This window comes from Bacillus sp. 17RED48 (assembly GCF_019837545.1).
Lineage (GTDB): Bacteria > Bacillota > Bacilli > Bacillales > Bacillaceae_G > Bacillus_A > Bacillus_A wiedmannii.
In genome coordinates this window covers 175234-190463 of sequence record NZ_JADAXG010000006.1, presented here as the reverse complement: position 1 = coordinate 190463, position 15230 = coordinate 175234, and the positions used below count along the sequence as shown (strand labels likewise).

The following is a 15230-nucleotide window of genomic DNA, read 5'->3' as shown; positions in this document are numbered from 1 at the left end:
TTAGAATCTATTACTTTGTTTCGTATGTTTTAATTTTTCCTACGCGGTTTTCATGACGACCACCTTCATAGTCAGTTGTTAACCAAATTTTTGCGATGTCACGTGCTAGACCTGCACCAATTACACGCTCGCCCATTGCTAACATGTTCGTATCATTATGCTCTCTCGTTGCTTTCGCACTGAAAGTATCATGAACTAATGCACAACGAATACCATTTACTTTGTTTGCTGCAATTGACATACCGATGCCTGTCCCACAAACTAAAATACCACGATCTACTTCGCCATTCGCTACCATTTCCGCTGCTGGAAACGCAAAATCAGGGTAATCAACAGAACCAGCTTCACATTCACAACCTAAATCAATATATTCAATATTTAACTCTTCTAATAAACTTACAAGTTCTTTACGGATATTCATACCGCCGTGATCAGATGCTACTACTACTTTCATTTTTACCCCTCCAAAGTTTCAATCAATTATCTTCATTTCTCACTCGTTACCTTAACGGAACGAAGTGATCTCCAATATCGTATTATACACGAAACATCAACCTTCTGAATGTTTTTTCAGTAAAGTTTGTACAAGTTTTTCCATCTCTTCTAACGTTTCTTTATAAATAGAAAGTGACCCGCCAAATGGGTCTGAAATATCCTTACTTATCCCCTCAGTTACTCCATATAATGTATCCACTTTCTTTTCAACACTCGGATAATGCCCAAGTACAATTTGCTTATGGTTTTCCGTCATTGTTACTACAATATCTGCCCAATCAATCAAAGCTTCATTTATCTGCTGCGAAGCATGATCGATTGTAATTCCCTTTTCAGCTAAAGCTTCCTTTGCATATATCGACGCATCACTTCCAGGATAGGCGAAAACACCAGCAGATTGCACTTCAAAATTACCTTCTCCATGATGACGAAGTAACGCCTCAGCCATCGGGCTACGGCATGTATTTCCAGTGCAAATAAATAACACTCGTTTCATCCAAACCCACCCCTTTTCTTCTTTTTCCTATCTTTCATCATAACGTACATAAGAATAGAACAAAAGAAATGTGAATATACGAAAGGCGCATTTCTCTTATATTTTTTCTAAGAAAAATGCGCCTTATCCACATATATGTGAAACCCTATTTCCAAGTGCCTAGAGTATTTTAACATACATAGCAAGCGTACTACAAAACAAAATAAGGAATCCATTTCATATGAAACGGACTCCTCTTATACAATAATTATTTCATTGTAACTTTCATTACTTCTGTTGAACCTTTTGTAGCTGTTACGCCTACAGTTGTTTTAATAGACTCAGCTGCATCTGTGTTTGTAATAACGATTGGAGTAATTGTACTTTTCGCTTTTTCACGGATTAATTCTAAGTCGAATGAGATTAATTTATCTCCAGCTTTTACAGCTTGGCCTTCAGAAACGTGAGCTTCGAAACCTTCGCCTTCCATTTTTACAGTTTCTAATCCAACGTGGATTAAAATTTCTGTACCGTTTTTCGCTTTAATTCCTACAGCATGTTTTGTGTGGAATAACTGTACGATTTCACCATCAACTGGAGATACAACTACACCTTCAGTAGGATCGATTGCAACACCTTCACCCATCATACGACCAGCGAATACTGGATCTGGTACTTCTTCAATATTTTTCACTGCTCCAGTTAATGGAGCTACGATTGTTTCTTCATTTGTTTTTGAACCAAAACCGAATAATTTTTTAAACATAGGATAGTCCTCCTCATAATTTACCTAAAAGTTTATAGGGCAATCCCTAGTAAAACCCGGGATACATGTAAGACTTCATACTTCGAATATTATACTGTAAAAACGCTTTCGAAATAAATTACGTCATTACTAATAGACTCTTATTGTAGCTCTTTGCAAAATTCCAGTCAATTCTGATTGTCTGAATAACAATAAGAAGTTAACTTCTACTTATATTTTCTCTTTTTTTACCCAACTTGTCTAGAGGTCTTTACTACATTTTTCTTTTTGTCGCTAATTTGTAAAATTATTTTCAAACTTTTTTCGAAATCCACTTGAATAAAGTAAGTAACTATTTTATTATTACTTACATAAGGTAAGTTAATAACTTTTAGGAGGTTTTTAAAATGATGGATATTGGTCTTCTTATTATTCGTCTTATTATAGGTATTACATTCATGGGTCATGGTGCTCAAAAACTATTTGGTTGGTTCGGCGGCTACGGTTTAAAGGGAACTGGCGGCTGGATGGAGTCAATTGGCTTACGCCCTGGTGTATTCATGGCATTTATGGCTGGCGCAACTGAATTATTAGGTGGTTTCTTATTCGCATCAGGTATATTCACTGCAATTGGTTCATTATTTATCGTTGGAACAATGTTAATGGCAATCTTCACTGTTCACGGAAAAAATGGTTACTGGATCACACAAAACGGATTTGAGTATAATTTAATGTTAATCGCTGTCGCTGTCGGAGTAGCTTTAATCGGACCTGGGGCATACGTTTTATTATAATTTTTACCTTGAATTCGAGATTATTTAGACGGAACTTACTTCAATCACAATGAAGTAAGTTCTTTTTATGTAATAAAAATATTATTTTCAGCAGGAGTTTTCCACTAACATCTTGTAAACAAACAATAAGTCGTCATATTTAGAAAGGGGATTTTACGCATGTTATCCATTAATCCAAATGAACAAACGGAAAAAGAGAATTACAAATTATTAACGGGAAGTATCATTCCACGCCCTGTCGCATTCGTTACTTCTGTAACAAAAGATGGCGTATTAAACGGAGCACCGTATAGCTATTTCAATATTGTCGCTGCTAATCCACCACTTATCTCAGTTTCTGTACAACGAAAAGCAGGAACACCGAAAGATACTTCTCGAAACGCAATCGAAAAGGGTGAGTTTGTCGTACATATTTCTGATGAATCTTACGTAGAAGCAATTAACGAAACAGCGGCTAACCTCCCGCCAAATGAGAGCGAAATTGAACTAGCAAAACTAACACCAATTGAAAGTGATGTTATCTCCGTTCCAGGTGTAAAAGAAGCCAATATTCGAATGGAGTGCGTACTAGAACGCGCAATCCCTCTTGGCGGAACAGAAGACTCACCAGCTTGCGATCTACTAATCGGACGCGTCGTTCGTTTCCACGTCGCAGAACACCTATACGAAAACGGACGCATTCATGCAGAAGGACTAAAACCAGTAAGCCGCCTAGCAGGACACAACTACGCAAAACTAGGAGAACAATTTGAATTGGTGAGGCCAATTTAAAGGCAGAGGCGGCTCGTTCAGAATGAGAAGGGGATGGAGCTCCTGACGTAGAGGCGCTTTTTGCCTCGCAGGAAGGCGCGAAGCCACCGACCATTCTAACCGCTGGAACTGGATATATCCCCTAAAAGCGCAAGAGGCCCGTTCACTTCCATCACCTAAACATAACCCCCCGCTGAAAGCGGGGGATTTTTTATCGTAATTCTTCGTTCTTCTCCTCTAATGCCGGGAATTTCTCTTTTTTAGATCTACCAAGCTTTATTACAAAGAAATATAAGGAAAGTAACGTAATAAGGAAAACAATTAAAAACGGATACGGAGAATAAAAAGTACGCGCCGCCTCTGATTTTCCTGCAACAAACTTCAATGACTCAATATCTAAAAACTCAGCAAACATTTGTACACCGAGCATACTGAACCAAAAAACAAAAAAACTAATAATAATACCAAAAACTTGCTTTAATCTCGTCATTCATCTCATCCTTTCTATATTTGTAATTTTTTAGTGTGATCAATATAGTACAAACGAAACTATGCACAGAAAGGAACTATCTCACCATTCACGAATTAACTTAATCCAACCTAACATCGAAATTTGCAAAATAACACCCAATATTATAAGTCTTCTTAGCCATCGAGGAAAGAAGGTTAAAAGCTTAACATACCATTCCAATAGCTTGTTCATAATTCCCTCCTACATAAAATTATATAGGAAAAAGGAGATACAATCCAAACCCAACAAGAATAATACCACCTACTATTTCACCGTATGTGCCAAGTATATTTTTGGCATGGCTACCAAGCAATAAACCCATCCAAGCCAGTAACATACTTATTAGTCCGAACAATAATATCGTAATAATTGTCTCTGCTCCGTAAATTCCAAGACTAAGACCTACTGAAAAACTATCTATACTAACGCCAAATGCAAATACGAATAAACTAATTCCGATAGGGGCCGTTCTAGTCTCTTCATTCTCCAAAACAGATGAATATACAATATAGAATCCTAGTCCAATTAATAAAATAGCACCTGCAAAATGTGCAATGTCTCCATACTGCTCTGATAAAAAGCGACCTAATACCATCCCTATAAATGGCATGATAATATGAAATATCCCTATCGTCATACCGATATACAGGATCTGTCTTCCCTTTAAGGTCATCATTCCCATACCAAGGCTCACCGAGAACGCATCCATCCCTAGGGCGAATGCCATAATTATTAAAGGTATTAGCTGTTCAAACGTCATTCATGTCCCTCCTCGGACGTGCTACTTCAAAATATGCTTATCCGAGGAGAAATATTCGGTTTGCTAATCGTACCTTATGATTCCGTAATAACCTGATGTCCTGCCGCTTTCGTTAAGCGATTCATAATGGCATTCCCTATTCCTTCATTCGGGAATGATTCACTAAAAATAACATCCACTTCACTTGCATCAAACGTTCTAAGTACATCATATAATTTAGTCGCAACGCTAGCTAAATCACTTCGAACACCACAAGACAATACAACATCCGCGCTATATACATGCTGATACTCTTCTGTCGTTAATACACCTACTTTGAACCCTTCTTCTTTCTTCTCATCCACAAGGCGTTGAATAAATTCACGTGAACCTTCTACAATACTCAGTGGCGCTTTCGGTGCATAATGTGTATATTTCATTCCAGGTGATTTCGGTTTTTCTTTCTCGTCCTTTAAAGCCGGATCTAAAGAAACAGTACCAATCACCTCTTCTAATTGTTCTTTCGTAATCCCACCTGGGCGTAATATCGTTGGAACAGCGCTCGTACAATCAATTACAGTCGATTCAACACCTACTCCCGTCGCACCACCATCTACAATACCTGCGATTTTCTCATTTAAATCTTCATATACGTGAGACGCTAACGTCGGACTTGGACGACCAGAACGATTCGCACTCGGTGCTGCAACAGGTACATTCGCCTCTTCAATAAGAGCAAGCGCTACTGGATGATCAGGCATTCTTACTCCAACCGTATTAAGTCCTGCCGTCACCTTCTCTGAAATTCCTTCTTTTCTAGGTAAAATAATTGTTAACGGACCTGGCCAAAAGTGCTCCATTAACTTCTCTGCAACTGGCGGGATTTCTTTCACAATCCCGTCCAACTGTGATTTTGTACCGATGTGGACAATCAGTGGATTATCACTCGGTCTTCCTTTCGCTTCAAAAATTTTCGCGATTGCTTCATCATTCATCGCGTTGGCGCCTAGTCCATATACCGTTTCTGTAGGGAAGGCAATCGCCTCGTTTTCCCTTAATAATTTTGCTGCTTCTTCTAACTGTGGATAATATTTTTTTCTTTCCACAACATTATCCACAACCCACATATTTGTATGCATTTTTTCCCACGTCCTTTTCTACCCTGAAATACTTGTCTATTTTTAGTTTACTATGAGATTTATCCAAAAGACAAACAAGGTTTATCCACAAAATGTGGATAAACCTAATTAATCCGTGGATAACTTTGTGAATAGCTGACAATTTAGTATTATTGCATTTGGCTCTTTTATATTTTTACAAAAGTGTTCTAACTGTCGAATTCCCTCTGGTACGTTTTCTTTCTCTATAGTAACAAAGTCAAAAAACTGAAAGATTGTTATAGATTGTGGATGATTTGTTAGTAAGTACAATTGTCGAATATTTTTTTCTTTCATATACTGCAAAAACATTTCAAAAAAATATAAGAAAGTCTGTTTATCCACATTAGGTGTGAATAAACAAGAACGAATCAGTGCATGTTCTTCACTTTGTTCATATCCGATAACAGCCCGTATCTCTTCCGCCTCTTCCAAAATCATAAATTGCGCGTACAACTCATTTATTTTATCATCTTTTTTATTAGCTTGTCCGAAAAAAGAATGCAATCTTTCCACATCTGCTTTCGTCGCAAAATATACTTTCTTCATAGTAAATCCCTCCTCTTTTTTATATATGAGAAGGGATTTACTAATAGTACTATTTAGAGAATAAAGATGTAAAAGCCTCTACAATAAATAACTTAACTTCTGGCTTTTCTTCTTCCTCCTCTACTTTTACATACTCATTTTGTTTTTCTTGCTTTTGTTCCACAGGTTTCTCCACTTTGTCCACAGTTTTTGTTTCCTCTTTACTTACAGGTTGTTCTTCTACTTTTGTTTCATTTTTTACTACTTTCTTTTCAGAAGCTGTTACTTTTTTTACAGCTTCCTGCTTTACAACTTTCGTTTCTTTCACTTTACCCTCTTTCTTCTCTGGTACATCCACCACTTCCTCATCTTGCTCCTTAACTTCCCCCTCTTCAGGAGATTCAGCCTTCACAACATGTTCTTCCTTCCTTACAGCTGTACCACTTGAAAAATCTAAGAAACACATCGGTGGAAATAATACACACCACCAGTTTGCCCCTTCCCCTTCCCCAATTGTAATCAATACCGCCTCATATTCCCCTGCTGGATAAATAAAATTCCCATATACCTTTGTAGGAAACTTTACATTCTTACTAAATTTCACTTGAAATGAATCTTTACTTCCTTCTTTTTTCAACGTATTTGCCACTGTTTTTTCGATTTCTGGAATATGACTTTGAATGACTTTACGCGCCTCTTCAAATGAAGTTAAATCCGCTACCCATCCATCAATTTGTGCTTTTACTTCATCACGCACTTTGCGCTTTAACACCTGATCTTTATCTGAATCACTATTTGCTAAAATTCGTAATCGAACGGCCTCTTTCGGAATAACTGAAGGCCCTTTTGCATCAGCTTTCATATATCCAAACTGCACAAGTAACTGTGCACCAATTAATAATAGAAGAAGATAAGCAATAACTTGTTTTTTCATTTCCTCCACCGTCCCTTCTACAAACAGTGTGGACAGACTTTCATCTTTCTAAACTATTAAATTCAAAATCTATATGAATTTTTCCACAAAAAAATAGAGTAAGGTGTGAACCTTACTCCATCTCTGCAAATACCATACGATCTTTTCCATTAATATCAAAAACAACCTCAACATGAGCATGTGGAAAAGCTTGTTGTAACAACCCTTTTACATCCTCACCTTGCCCTACTCCAATTTCAAATGCCACAATTGCTTTCTTCTGCAACACATTCGGCAACTCTTCCATAAAACGGCGATAGAAATCTAATCCGTCTTCACCACCAACAAGTGCTCTCTTTGGCTCATGCTCTTTCACCACAGGAGAAAGGCCACGCCAATCCTCTTCCGGTATATATGGAGGGTTTGAAACAACAACATCTAACTTTTGACTTGTTTTATAAAATGGTGACAATAAATCACCATGATAGAACGTTACTTCTGCGCCCAAAGTTTTTGCATTTTCTTTTGCAACTTCAATCGACTCTTGTGCAATATCTACCGTATACACATGAAGATTTTTATTTTCTAAAGCAAGCGTAATAGAAATCGCTCCACTACCTGTACCGATATCCGCCACATGCAGTTTCTCATCACCGAAATGACGCTCGATTCTTTCTAACACTCCTACTATAAGCTCTTCTGTTTCCGGTCTTGGTATTAATACTTCTTCATTCACAAAGAACGACCGTCCATAAAACATTTCATAACCAATCATATATTGAATAGGAATACCTTCTACATGCTTGTGAATAAACTCCGTAAAACTTGTTTCTTGTTCCACAGTTATTTCTTCACGCATATTCATGAGCATTCCGGTTCTGTTCGTCTTTAATACATGACAAAGGACAATTTCTCCCGCATTTTCATCTCGTCCATTTTCCTGTAAAAAAGAAGAAGCCCATTTCAGGGCTTCATAGACACGCATTACTCAGCTGCCTCCATCTTTTGAGCCTGATCTTCCATCACTAAGGCATTGATGAAATCATCTAACTTACCTTGTAAGATTTGATCTAGCTTTTGAATCGTTAAACCGATTCGATGGTCTGTAACACGGTTTTGCGGGAAATTATACGTACGAATACGCTCTGAACGATCACCCGTACCAACAGCTTGTTTACGGTTTTGATCATACTCAGCTTGCGCTTCTTGTCTAAACTTATCATAAACACGTGCGCGTAATACTTTCATCGCTTTTTCTTTATTCTTGATTTGTGATTTCTCATCCTGACACGATACAACTACACCAGTCGGTAAATGCGTTAAACGTACCGCTGACATCGTTGTATTAACACTTTGTCCACCAGGACCACTAGAAGCAAACGTATCAACACGAACATCTTTTTCATGAATACTAATTTCTACTTCTTCTGCCTCTGGTAATACAGCTACAGTTGCTGTAGATGTATGAATACGTCCACCAGATTCCGTTTCAGGAACACGTTGTACACGGTGAGCACCATTCTCGAATTTTAGCTTCGCGAAAGCACCTTTACCGTTAATCATAAAGATAATCTCTTTATATCCACCTAACTCTGTATAGCTCGCTTCGATAATTTCAGTTTTCCAACCTTGTACCTCAGCATAACGGCTATACATACGATATAAATCACCAGCAAATAAAGCCGCCTCGTCACCACCAGCAGCACCACGAACCTCTACGATAACGTTTTTATCATCATTAGGGTCTTTTGGAACAAGTAAAATTTTCAGACGCTCTGACAATTCTTTATCTTGTCCTTCTAATTCAGAAACCTCTTCTTTTACCATGTCACGCATATCAGCGTCTAACTTATCTTCTAACATTGCTTTTGCATCTCTTAATTGCTCACGAACATCTTTATACTCACGGTACACCTCTACCGTTTCCTGCATATCAGATTGTTCCTTTGAATACTCACGAAGCTTATTCGTATCGCTAATAACCTCTGGGTCACTTAACAATTCATTTAACTTCTCATAACGATCTTCTACAGCTTGCAAACGATCTAACACACCATTCACCTCTACATCCTAGTATCTAATACAAATAGTATATGGTACTTAATCAAAAAAACGCAAATTATATTTAAAAGCGTAAGCGGCTCGCTCAGAATCGCAGGACATTGGAACTCTCGACCTTGAAGCGCTCTTTGCTTCGAGCGAGAGAGTGAAATGGCCGGAGATTCTAGCCGCTGAAGCTAGATAATATTTAAAAGCGCAAGCGGCTTGCTCAGAATGGGAGAAGGTTGGAGCTTCTGACAGAGAGGTGCTCTTTGCCTCGCAGGAAGAAGCGAAACCACCGACCATTCTAGCCGCTGGAGCTAGATAATATTTAAAAGCGTAAGCGGCTTGCTCAGCTCTGACTGCTAAAGTTCTTAGCTGTTTGAAGAGCCGGCCACCAATCTTCATTTATTTTCGAAAAAAACCCGCTCTACATAGCGAGTTTCATTTATCTTTGTTTTGTAGGTACTGCATGACAATGACGACAACGTGGTTCATACGATTCCGAAGCCCCAACTAAAATAATTGGATCATCAAATGCCGCTGGTTCTCCATCGATTAAACGTTGCGTACGACTTGCAGGAGATCCGCATGCAGAACAAACTGCCTGCAACTTAGTTACATGTTCAGCAATCGCCATCAGCTGAGGAACTTGTCCAAATGGTAGACCACGGAAATCTTGGTCTAATCCAGCTACAATGACACGATAGCCACGATTTGCCAATACTTGCACCACTTCCACAATGTCCCCATCAAAAAATTGTACCTCATCGATTGCAATAACATCCATTTCTTCTGTTACATGGTTAAATATATCTTTTGAAGCTGAAACAGGAACTGCTTTAACCTTTAATCCATTATGTGATACAACATCTTCTTCACTATAACGATTATCAATACATGGTTTAAATACAATCGCATGTTGTTTCGCAAATTGCGTACGGCGTATACGGCGGATGAGCTCTTCTGATTTTCCAGAAAACATACTCCCGCAAATCACTTCAATCCAACCATTTTGATTCATTAAGTACATTGAGCTCTCCTTTCATCTACTTTCCTAATCCAAAGTAGGGTAAAGGTTTAATATTTTTGCAAAAAAAACAGACAAGCGAATACATACACTTGCCTGTTTTATGTTCTTTATTACTTGATACCGTATTTCTTATTGAAGCGGTCAACACGTCCGTCTGCAGTAGCAAACTTCTGACGTCCAGTGTAGAATGGGTGAGAATCAGAACTGATCTCAATTTTTAGTAATGGATAAGTGTTACCATCTTCCCACTCAACAGTTTCGCTAGAGCCTTTAGTAGACCCGCTTAAGAATTTGAAGCCTGTGTTCGTGTCCATAAATACAACTTTATTGTAATTTGGATGGATTCCTGCTTTCATTCTTTTCATCTCCTTCCGCCCTGAATCATTTTCGAAACAGAGTTTTTCATCTTCAGCTGCTTACACAACTATATTGATGAAACACATATGATGAAATTATAACAAGGCTAACTCCATTTTGCAACTACCTGTTTTTGTCTTTTTAAAATTTAAAAGCGCAAGCGGCTCATTCAGAATCGCAGGACATTGGAGCTCTCGACCAAGAAGCGCTTTTTGCTTCGACCGAGAGAGCGAAATGGCCGGAGATTCTAGCCGCTGGAGCTGGATATAATTAAAAGCGCAAGCGGCTCGTTCAGAATCCGGGACACTTCAAACTCTCGACCCAAATATGATTTTCATCTCAAAAAACAAAATTTTTCCCATATATTACTCTCCCTAATATTCCCTTAAAAAAACATAAAAAACTCGCTTACCACAAAATAAGCGAGTCCCAATCTTTTCCCTTTACTTAGTTGTTACATATCTTTTTGAGTCTGCAACAATGTTTTGTAAAAATTCTTCATTTGTCTTTGTTTGACGAAGTTTACGTAAGAAACCTTCGACAAAGTCTGGTGTATCACGCATTGTTTTACGAATACCCCATAGCTTGTCTAAATGTTCTTTCGGAATTAATAGATCTTCTTTACGTGTACCAGAACGGCGAATATCAATTGCCGGGAAGATACGGCGCTCAGCTAATGAACGATCTAAGTGAAGTTCCATATTTCCAGTTCCTTTAAATTCTTCGTAAATTACATCGTCCATACGAGATCCTGTATCAACAAGCGCTGTTGCTAAAATCGTTAAGCTACCGCCTTCTTCAATATTACGTGCAGCTCCAAAGAAACGCTTCGGTCTATGGAAGGCAGCTGGGTCGATACCACCCGATAATGTTCTACCACTTGGCGGAATAACAAGGTTGTAAGCTCGCGCTAAACGGGTAATACTATCCATTAAAATGATAACATCTTTTTTGTGCTCTACAAGACGCATTGCACGTTCTAACACAAGTTCCGCTACTTTAATATGATTTTCTGGCACTTCATCAAAAGTAGAGCTTACAACATCTCCTTTAACAGAACGTTCAATGTCTGTTACTTCCTCTGGACGCTCATCAATTAAAAGTACAATTAATTCAGCTTCCGGGTGATTTGTTGTAACACTGTGTGCGATTTCTTTTAATAGACTTGTTTTACCAGCCTTTGGAGGCGCGACAATTAAACCACGTTGTCCAAATCCAACTGGTGCGATTAAATCCATGATGCGTGTCGGTAACTTTTTCGGTTCCGTTTCCAATTTCATTTGGCGATCTGGGTATAATGGTGTTAATGCAGGGAAATGCACACGCTCTTTTGCTGACTCTGGATCATCTCCGTTTACAGCTTCAACTTGTAATAATCCAAAATAGCGTTCATTTTCTTTCGGAGGTCGTACTTTACCAGAAACCTTGTCTCCATTACGTAAATCGAAACGACGAATTTGCGAAGCTGAGATATAAATATCTTCTGAGCTTGGAGAATAGTTGATAGGACGTAGGAATCCAAATCCTTCTGATTGAATAATTTCTAATACGCCTTCCATGAAGAAGAAACCTTCTTTTTCTGCTCGAGCTTTTAGGATAGCGAAGATTAACTCTTTTTTCGTTAATTTGCTATAATACGAAATCTTAAATTCTTTCGCAAGCTCGTATAACTCTTTTAATTTCATGTTTTCTAATGCTGCAATTGACAAATTCATTCAGACACCACACTTTAACATTATTCTCTTTTCACATGGGTAAAGGGAAAAAATACGGAAGGCAAATAATTAATAATGAAAGGCAATAAGTTCAAGTAGGGTAATATTCACTATTGTAACCCTTTTATCTAGTTTTAATCAATACGTTGAAACACAAATACAAGAAGCGAAGACAAGAAAATTTGTCTTCGCTTTTATTTAACCTAGTTCCAGTAGCTAGAATGGTCAGGAGCTCCAATGCCCTGCGATTCTGAACGAGCTGCTTCCACTTTTTATTCAATCCAGCTTCAGCAGCTAGAATGGTCGGTGGCTTCACTTCTTCCTACGAGGCAAAAAGCGCTTCTACGTCAGAAGCTCCATCCCCCTCCCATTCTGAACGAGCTGCTTACGCTTTTTATTTAATAACCAAGTTTGGTTTTTTATTCAAGCTATGACGTCCGTCTACGAAGCGTACTGTGCCTGATTTTGCACGCATAACAAGGGATTGTGTTGTTCCTACGCTACCTTTAAATTGAACGCCGCGTAATAGTTCTCCGTCTGTTACGCCTGTTGCCGCAAAGATTGCATCGTCACCTTTTACTAAGTCTTCCATGCGAAGAATACGATTTATATCTTCAATACCCATTTTTTTACAACGAGCTAATTCAGCTTCATTTTGAGGCAGAAGCTTTCCGTGGATTTCTCCACCTAAACATTTTAATGCAACTGCTGCTAATACACCCTCAGGTGCTCCACCAGAGCCGAATAAAATATCTACACCTGTGCGATCAAATGCAGTGTTAATTGCTCCAGCCACATCTCCATCGTTAATTAATTTAATACGAGCACCAGCTTTACGAATTTCTTCGATAATCGCTTGATGACGTGGACGGTTTAAAACTGTCGCTACAACATCTTCAATATCTTTATTTTTCGCTTTCGCAACCGCACGTAAGTTATCGATAATAGGTGCATCAATATCGACCGCCCCAACCGCTTCTGGGCCAACCGCGATTTTATCCATGTACATGTCAGGAGCATGTAACAAATTACCATGATCTGCAATTGCAATAACAGCAAGAGCATTCCATCCACCAGCTGCTACGATGTTTGTCCCTTCTAAAGGATCAACCGCAACGTCTACACGTGGTCCATATCCTGTACCTAATTTCTCTCCGATATACAGCATTGGCGCTTCGTCCATCTCACCTTCACCAATTACAACTGTACCTTTCATCGGGATTGTATCAAATACATCACGCATAGCTGATGTTGCTGCACCATCTGCCTCATCCTTTTTCCCGCGCCCCATCCAACGCGCTGATGATAATGCTGCAGCCTCTGTTACACGTACTAACTCCATAGATAAACTTCTTTCCACGATAATCCCTCTCCTTTAAGTCTTTATATTTCTGCCGTATTTTGTGAACCGTGTTTCTCTACAAAGTATACTTCCGCAAGTAGTGATGCTTCGCTTCCCCCTTGCGGAAGTATCACTTATGCGTTCTTCATCTCTTCAATTTCTTGACTTGTCATTTGTTCTCGCCAAATGTTTGCGCCAAGCCCTTTAAGCTTGTCTACTATATTTTCATAACCTCGATCAATATGCTCAAGTCCAGTTACTTCTGTAATTCCATCCGCCATTAACCCTGCAATAACAAGAGCCGCTCCAGCTCGTAAATCACTCGCTTTCACTTTTGCACCTTGCAATAAAACTGGACCAGTTACAATTGCCGAACGACCTTCCACTTTAATTTGTGCATTCATACGACGTAATTCATCAATGTGTTTAAAGCGTGCGCCGTAAATCGTATCCGTTACAACACCCGTTCCGTGTGCCTTTGTTAAAAGCGTCGTAAATGGTTGTTGTAAATCTGTTGGGAATCCTGGATATACAAGCGTTTTTATATCAACTACTTTTAACCTTCTATTACCGTTCACTGTAATTTGGTCATCGTTCGTTTCAATTTGGACACCAGCTTCTCTTAACTTCGCTGTAACTGACTCTAAATGCTGAGGAATCACATTATCAACCGTTACTTCTCCTCCTGATGCAGCTCCTAAAATCATATACGTACCCGCTTCAATACGATCCGGAATGATCGTATGGTGACAACCGTGCAGTGAATCCACACCATCAATTCGGATTACATCTGTTCCAGCACCTTTAATGCGTGCACCCATGCTCGTTAACAATGTAGCTACATCAATAATCTCTGGTTCTTTCGCTGCGTTTTCAATAACAGTTCTACCTTTCGCTCGCACAGCTGCTAGCATAATATTAATTGTAGCTCCTACACTAACAACGTCTAAATAAATACGTGCCCCGCGTAGCTCATCTGCTCTTAAATAAATCGCACCCTGTTCATTCGTAACATGTGCACCTAACGCTTCAAACCCTTTAATATGCTGATCAATCGGCCTCGGTCCTAAATGACATCCACCCGGAAGCCCAATAACAGCTTTTTTAAAACGGCCAAGCATCGCACCCATTAAATAATAAGAAGCACGCAATTTTTTCACTTTTCCATTCGGTAAAGGCATTGCAACCATGTTAGAAGGATCGACTACCATCTCTTCCTCCTGTCCATAAGTTACTCTTCCTCCAATTTCCTCTAGCAAGTCTCCTAACATTTTCACGTCCGAAATATTAGGGACACCACCAATAGTTACTGGAGTATCTGCTAAAATTGTCGCTGGAATTAGTGCAACGGCGCTGTTCTTTGCACCACTCACTCGAATTGTTCCATTTAAAGCTCTTCCGCCTTCAATTAGCAATTTTTCCATATTGAGCTCCCTTCTTGTGAATGTATTTACTTTCTATATCTTTATAGAAAGCTCCCCTTAAGAATCTCAATCACTCTTTCCACCCTAAAACTCAATAAATAGGAAACCATTATCCTCATTTCTCCAGTAGTACGAATAGATAAAGATTAACTATTTATCGAATTTACTTTATCAATTTAGATACATTATCACATTTATTAATAGGACTATGC

Annotated in this window: 18 protein-coding genes; 2 read left to right on the top strand and 16 right to left on the bottom strand. The window is 38.8% G+C overall.

Features of this window, described 5'->3' with window-relative positions:
* Nucleotides 1–10: 10 nt before the first annotated feature.
* The 3 genes from rpiB to ILT06_RS22365 all read right to left on the bottom strand — a co-directional run bounded on the left by rpiB (nt 11) and on the right by ILT06_RS22365 (nt 1736).
* Nucleotides 11–454: a ribose 5-phosphate isomerase B gene (gene rpiB, locus ILT06_RS22375; RefSeq protein ID WP_000869917.1), complete on the bottom strand. Its 444-nt coding sequence runs from the start codon at nt 452–454 to the stop codon at nt 11–13.
* 96 nt (nt 455–550) lie between these two features.
* Complete coding sequence (locus ILT06_RS22370) at nt 551–991, bottom strand: low molecular weight protein arginine phosphatase (protein ID WP_064476106.1); 441 nt, start codon at nt 989–991, stop codon at nt 551–553.
* A 247-nt stretch (nt 992–1238) separates the two neighbouring features.
* Nucleotides 1239–1736, bottom strand: a complete 498-nt coding sequence (locus ILT06_RS22365; RefSeq protein ID WP_000473649.1) for a PTS sugar transporter subunit IIA — start codon at nt 1734–1736, stop codon at nt 1239–1241.
* A gap of 386 nt (nt 1737–2122) precedes the next feature.
* Here ILT06_RS22365 and ILT06_RS22360 point away from each other — a divergent pair, with 386 nt between their 5' ends.
* Nucleotides 2123–2509, top strand: a complete 387-nt coding sequence (locus ILT06_RS22360) for a DoxX family protein (protein WP_064476105.1) — start codon at nt 2123–2125, stop codon at nt 2507–2509.
* Nucleotides 2510–2668: 159 nt separating this feature from the next.
* Nucleotides 2669–3280, top strand: a complete 612-nt coding sequence (locus tag ILT06_RS22355; RefSeq protein WP_073517195.1) for a flavin reductase family protein — start codon at nt 2669–2671, stop codon at nt 3278–3280.
* A 190-nt stretch (nt 3281–3470) separates the two neighbouring features.
* Here ILT06_RS22355 and ILT06_RS22350 read toward each other — a convergent pair whose 3' ends face one another.
* The 13 genes from ILT06_RS22350 to murA form a co-directional block, all read right to left on the bottom strand.
* Nucleotides 3471–3749: a DUF3935 domain-containing protein gene (locus tag ILT06_RS22350; protein WP_002034899.1), complete on the bottom strand. Its 279-nt coding sequence runs from the start codon at nt 3747–3749 to the stop codon at nt 3471–3473.
* Nucleotides 3750–3981: 232 nt separating this feature from the next.
* Nucleotides 3982–4530 carry a manganese efflux pump MntP gene (locus tag ILT06_RS22345; protein WP_098111044.1) on the bottom strand — a complete coding sequence of 183 codons (549 nt, stop codon included), beginning with the start codon at nt 4528–4530 and terminating at the stop codon, nt 3982–3984.
* 74 nt (nt 4531–4604) lie between these two features.
* Nucleotides 4605–5648, bottom strand: a complete 1044-nt coding sequence (locus ILT06_RS22340) for an L-threonylcarbamoyladenylate synthase (RefSeq protein ID WP_064476101.1) — start codon at nt 5646–5648, stop codon at nt 4605–4607.
* A 108-nt stretch (nt 5649–5756) separates the two neighbouring features.
* Nucleotides 5757–6215, bottom strand: coding sequence for a GNAT family N-acetyltransferase (locus ILT06_RS22335; RefSeq protein ID WP_000758431.1), 459 nt, complete (start codon nt 6213–6215; stop codon nt 5757–5759).
* A gap of 49 nt (nt 6216–6264) precedes the next feature.
* Nucleotides 6265–7128 carry a stage II sporulation protein R gene (gene spoIIR, locus ILT06_RS22330; protein WP_064476324.1) on the bottom strand — a complete coding sequence of 288 codons (864 nt, stop codon included), beginning with the start codon at nt 7126–7128 and terminating at the stop codon, nt 6265–6267.
* 112 nt (nt 7129–7240) lie between these two features.
* Complete coding sequence (gene prmC / locus ILT06_RS22325) at nt 7241–8092, bottom strand: peptide chain release factor N(5)-glutamine methyltransferase (protein WP_064476100.1); 852 nt, start codon at nt 8090–8092, stop codon at nt 7241–7243.
* On the bottom strand, nt 8092–9159 hold the full coding sequence (gene prfA / locus ILT06_RS22320; RefSeq protein ID WP_002096180.1) for a peptide chain release factor 1: 1068 nt from the start codon (nt 9157–9159) through the stop codon (nt 8092–8094). The genes prmC and prfA overlap by 1 nt, the downstream gene beginning before the upstream one ends.
* Before the next feature lie 48 nt (nt 9160–9207).
* On the bottom strand, nt 9208–9555 hold the full coding sequence (locus ILT06_RS22315) for a hypothetical protein (RefSeq protein WP_103655212.1): 348 nt from the start codon (nt 9553–9555) through the stop codon (nt 9208–9210).
* Nucleotides 9556–9595: 40 nt separating this feature from the next.
* Nucleotides 9596–10180 (bottom strand): thymidine kinase, encoded by a 585-nt coding sequence (locus ILT06_RS22310; RefSeq protein ID WP_000281086.1) that lies wholly within the window; start codon nt 10178–10180, stop codon nt 9596–9598.
* Between the two features lie 110 nt (nt 10181–10290).
* A complete protein-coding gene (locus ILT06_RS22305; RefSeq protein WP_000643447.1) occupies nt 10291–10536 on the bottom strand; it encodes a type B 50S ribosomal protein L31 in 246 nt (81 codons plus the stop codon).
* Nucleotides 10537–10980: 444 nt separating this feature from the next.
* Entirely contained in the window at nt 10981–12252 is a 1272-nt protein-coding gene (rho, locus tag ILT06_RS22300; RefSeq protein ID WP_001053898.1) for a transcription termination factor Rho, read from the bottom strand.
* A gap of 394 nt (nt 12253–12646) precedes the next feature.
* Complete coding sequence (gene glpX, locus ILT06_RS22295) at nt 12647–13612, bottom strand: class II fructose-bisphosphatase (RefSeq protein ID WP_000442336.1); 966 nt, start codon at nt 13610–13612, stop codon at nt 12647–12649.
* A gap of 116 nt (nt 13613–13728) precedes the next feature.
* Entirely contained in the window at nt 13729–15018 is a 1290-nt protein-coding gene (murA, locus tag ILT06_RS22290) for a UDP-N-acetylglucosamine 1-carboxyvinyltransferase (RefSeq protein ID WP_064476098.1), read from the bottom strand.
* Nucleotides 15019–15230: the final 212 nt, after the last annotated feature.

What these genes read in the sequence shown, in the direction of transcription:
- ILT06_RS22340 (WP_064476101.1), bottom strand. Translation starts at nt 5,648, where the DNA reads ATGCATACAAATATGTGGGTTGTGGATAATGTTGTGGAAAGAAAAAAA.
- spoIIR (WP_064476324.1), bottom strand. Translation starts at nt 7,128, where the DNA reads ATGAAAAAACAAGTTATTGCTTATCTTCTTCTATTATTAATTGGTGCA.
- ILT06_RS22345 (WP_098111044.1), bottom strand. Translation starts at nt 4,530, where the DNA reads ATGACGTTTGAACAGCTAATACCTTTAATAATTATGGCATTCGCCCTA.
- prmC (WP_064476100.1), bottom strand. Translation starts at nt 8,092, where the DNA reads ATGCGTGTCTATGAAGCCCTGAAATGGGCTTCTTCTTTTTTACAGGAA.
- ILT06_RS22310 (WP_000281086.1), bottom strand. Translation starts at nt 10,180, where the DNA reads ATGTACTTAATGAATCAAAATGGTTGGATTGAAGTGATTTGCGGGAGT.
- ILT06_RS22305 (WP_000643447.1), bottom strand. Translation starts at nt 10,536, where the DNA reads ATGAAAGCAGGAATCCATCCAAATTACAATAAAGTTGTATTTATGGAC.
- ILT06_RS22350 (WP_002034899.1), bottom strand. Translation starts at nt 3,749, where the DNA reads ATGACGAGATTAAAGCAAGTTTTTGGTATTATTATTAGTTTTTTTGTT.
- rpiB (WP_000869917.1), bottom strand. Translation starts at nt 454, where the DNA reads ATGAAAGTAGTAGTAGCATCTGATCACGGCGGTATGAATATCCGTAAA.
- rho (WP_001053898.1), bottom strand. Translation starts at nt 12,252, where the DNA reads ATGAATTTGTCAATTGCAGCATTAGAAAACATGAAATTAAAAGAGTTA.
- ILT06_RS22370 (WP_064476106.1), bottom strand. Translation starts at nt 991, where the DNA reads ATGAAACGAGTGTTATTTATTTGCACTGGAAATACATGCCGTAGCCCG.
- ILT06_RS22360 (WP_064476105.1), top strand. Translation starts at nt 2,123, where the DNA reads ATGATGGATATTGGTCTTCTTATTATTCGTCTTATTATAGGTATTACA.
- ILT06_RS22335 (WP_000758431.1), bottom strand. Translation starts at nt 6,215, where the DNA reads ATGAAGAAAGTATATTTTGCGACGAAAGCAGATGTGGAAAGATTGCAT.
- murA (WP_064476098.1), bottom strand. Translation starts at nt 15,018, where the DNA reads ATGGAAAAATTGCTAATTGAAGGCGGAAGAGCTTTAAATGGAACAATT.
- ILT06_RS22315 (WP_103655212.1), bottom strand. Translation starts at nt 9,555, where the DNA reads ATGAAGATTGGTGGCCGGCTCTTCAAACAGCTAAGAACTTTAGCAGTC.
- ILT06_RS22355 (WP_073517195.1), top strand. Translation starts at nt 2,669, where the DNA reads ATGTTATCCATTAATCCAAATGAACAAACGGAAAAAGAGAATTACAAA.
- ILT06_RS22365 (WP_000473649.1), bottom strand. Translation starts at nt 1,736, where the DNA reads ATGTTTAAAAAATTATTCGGTTTTGGTTCAAAAACAAATGAAGAAACA.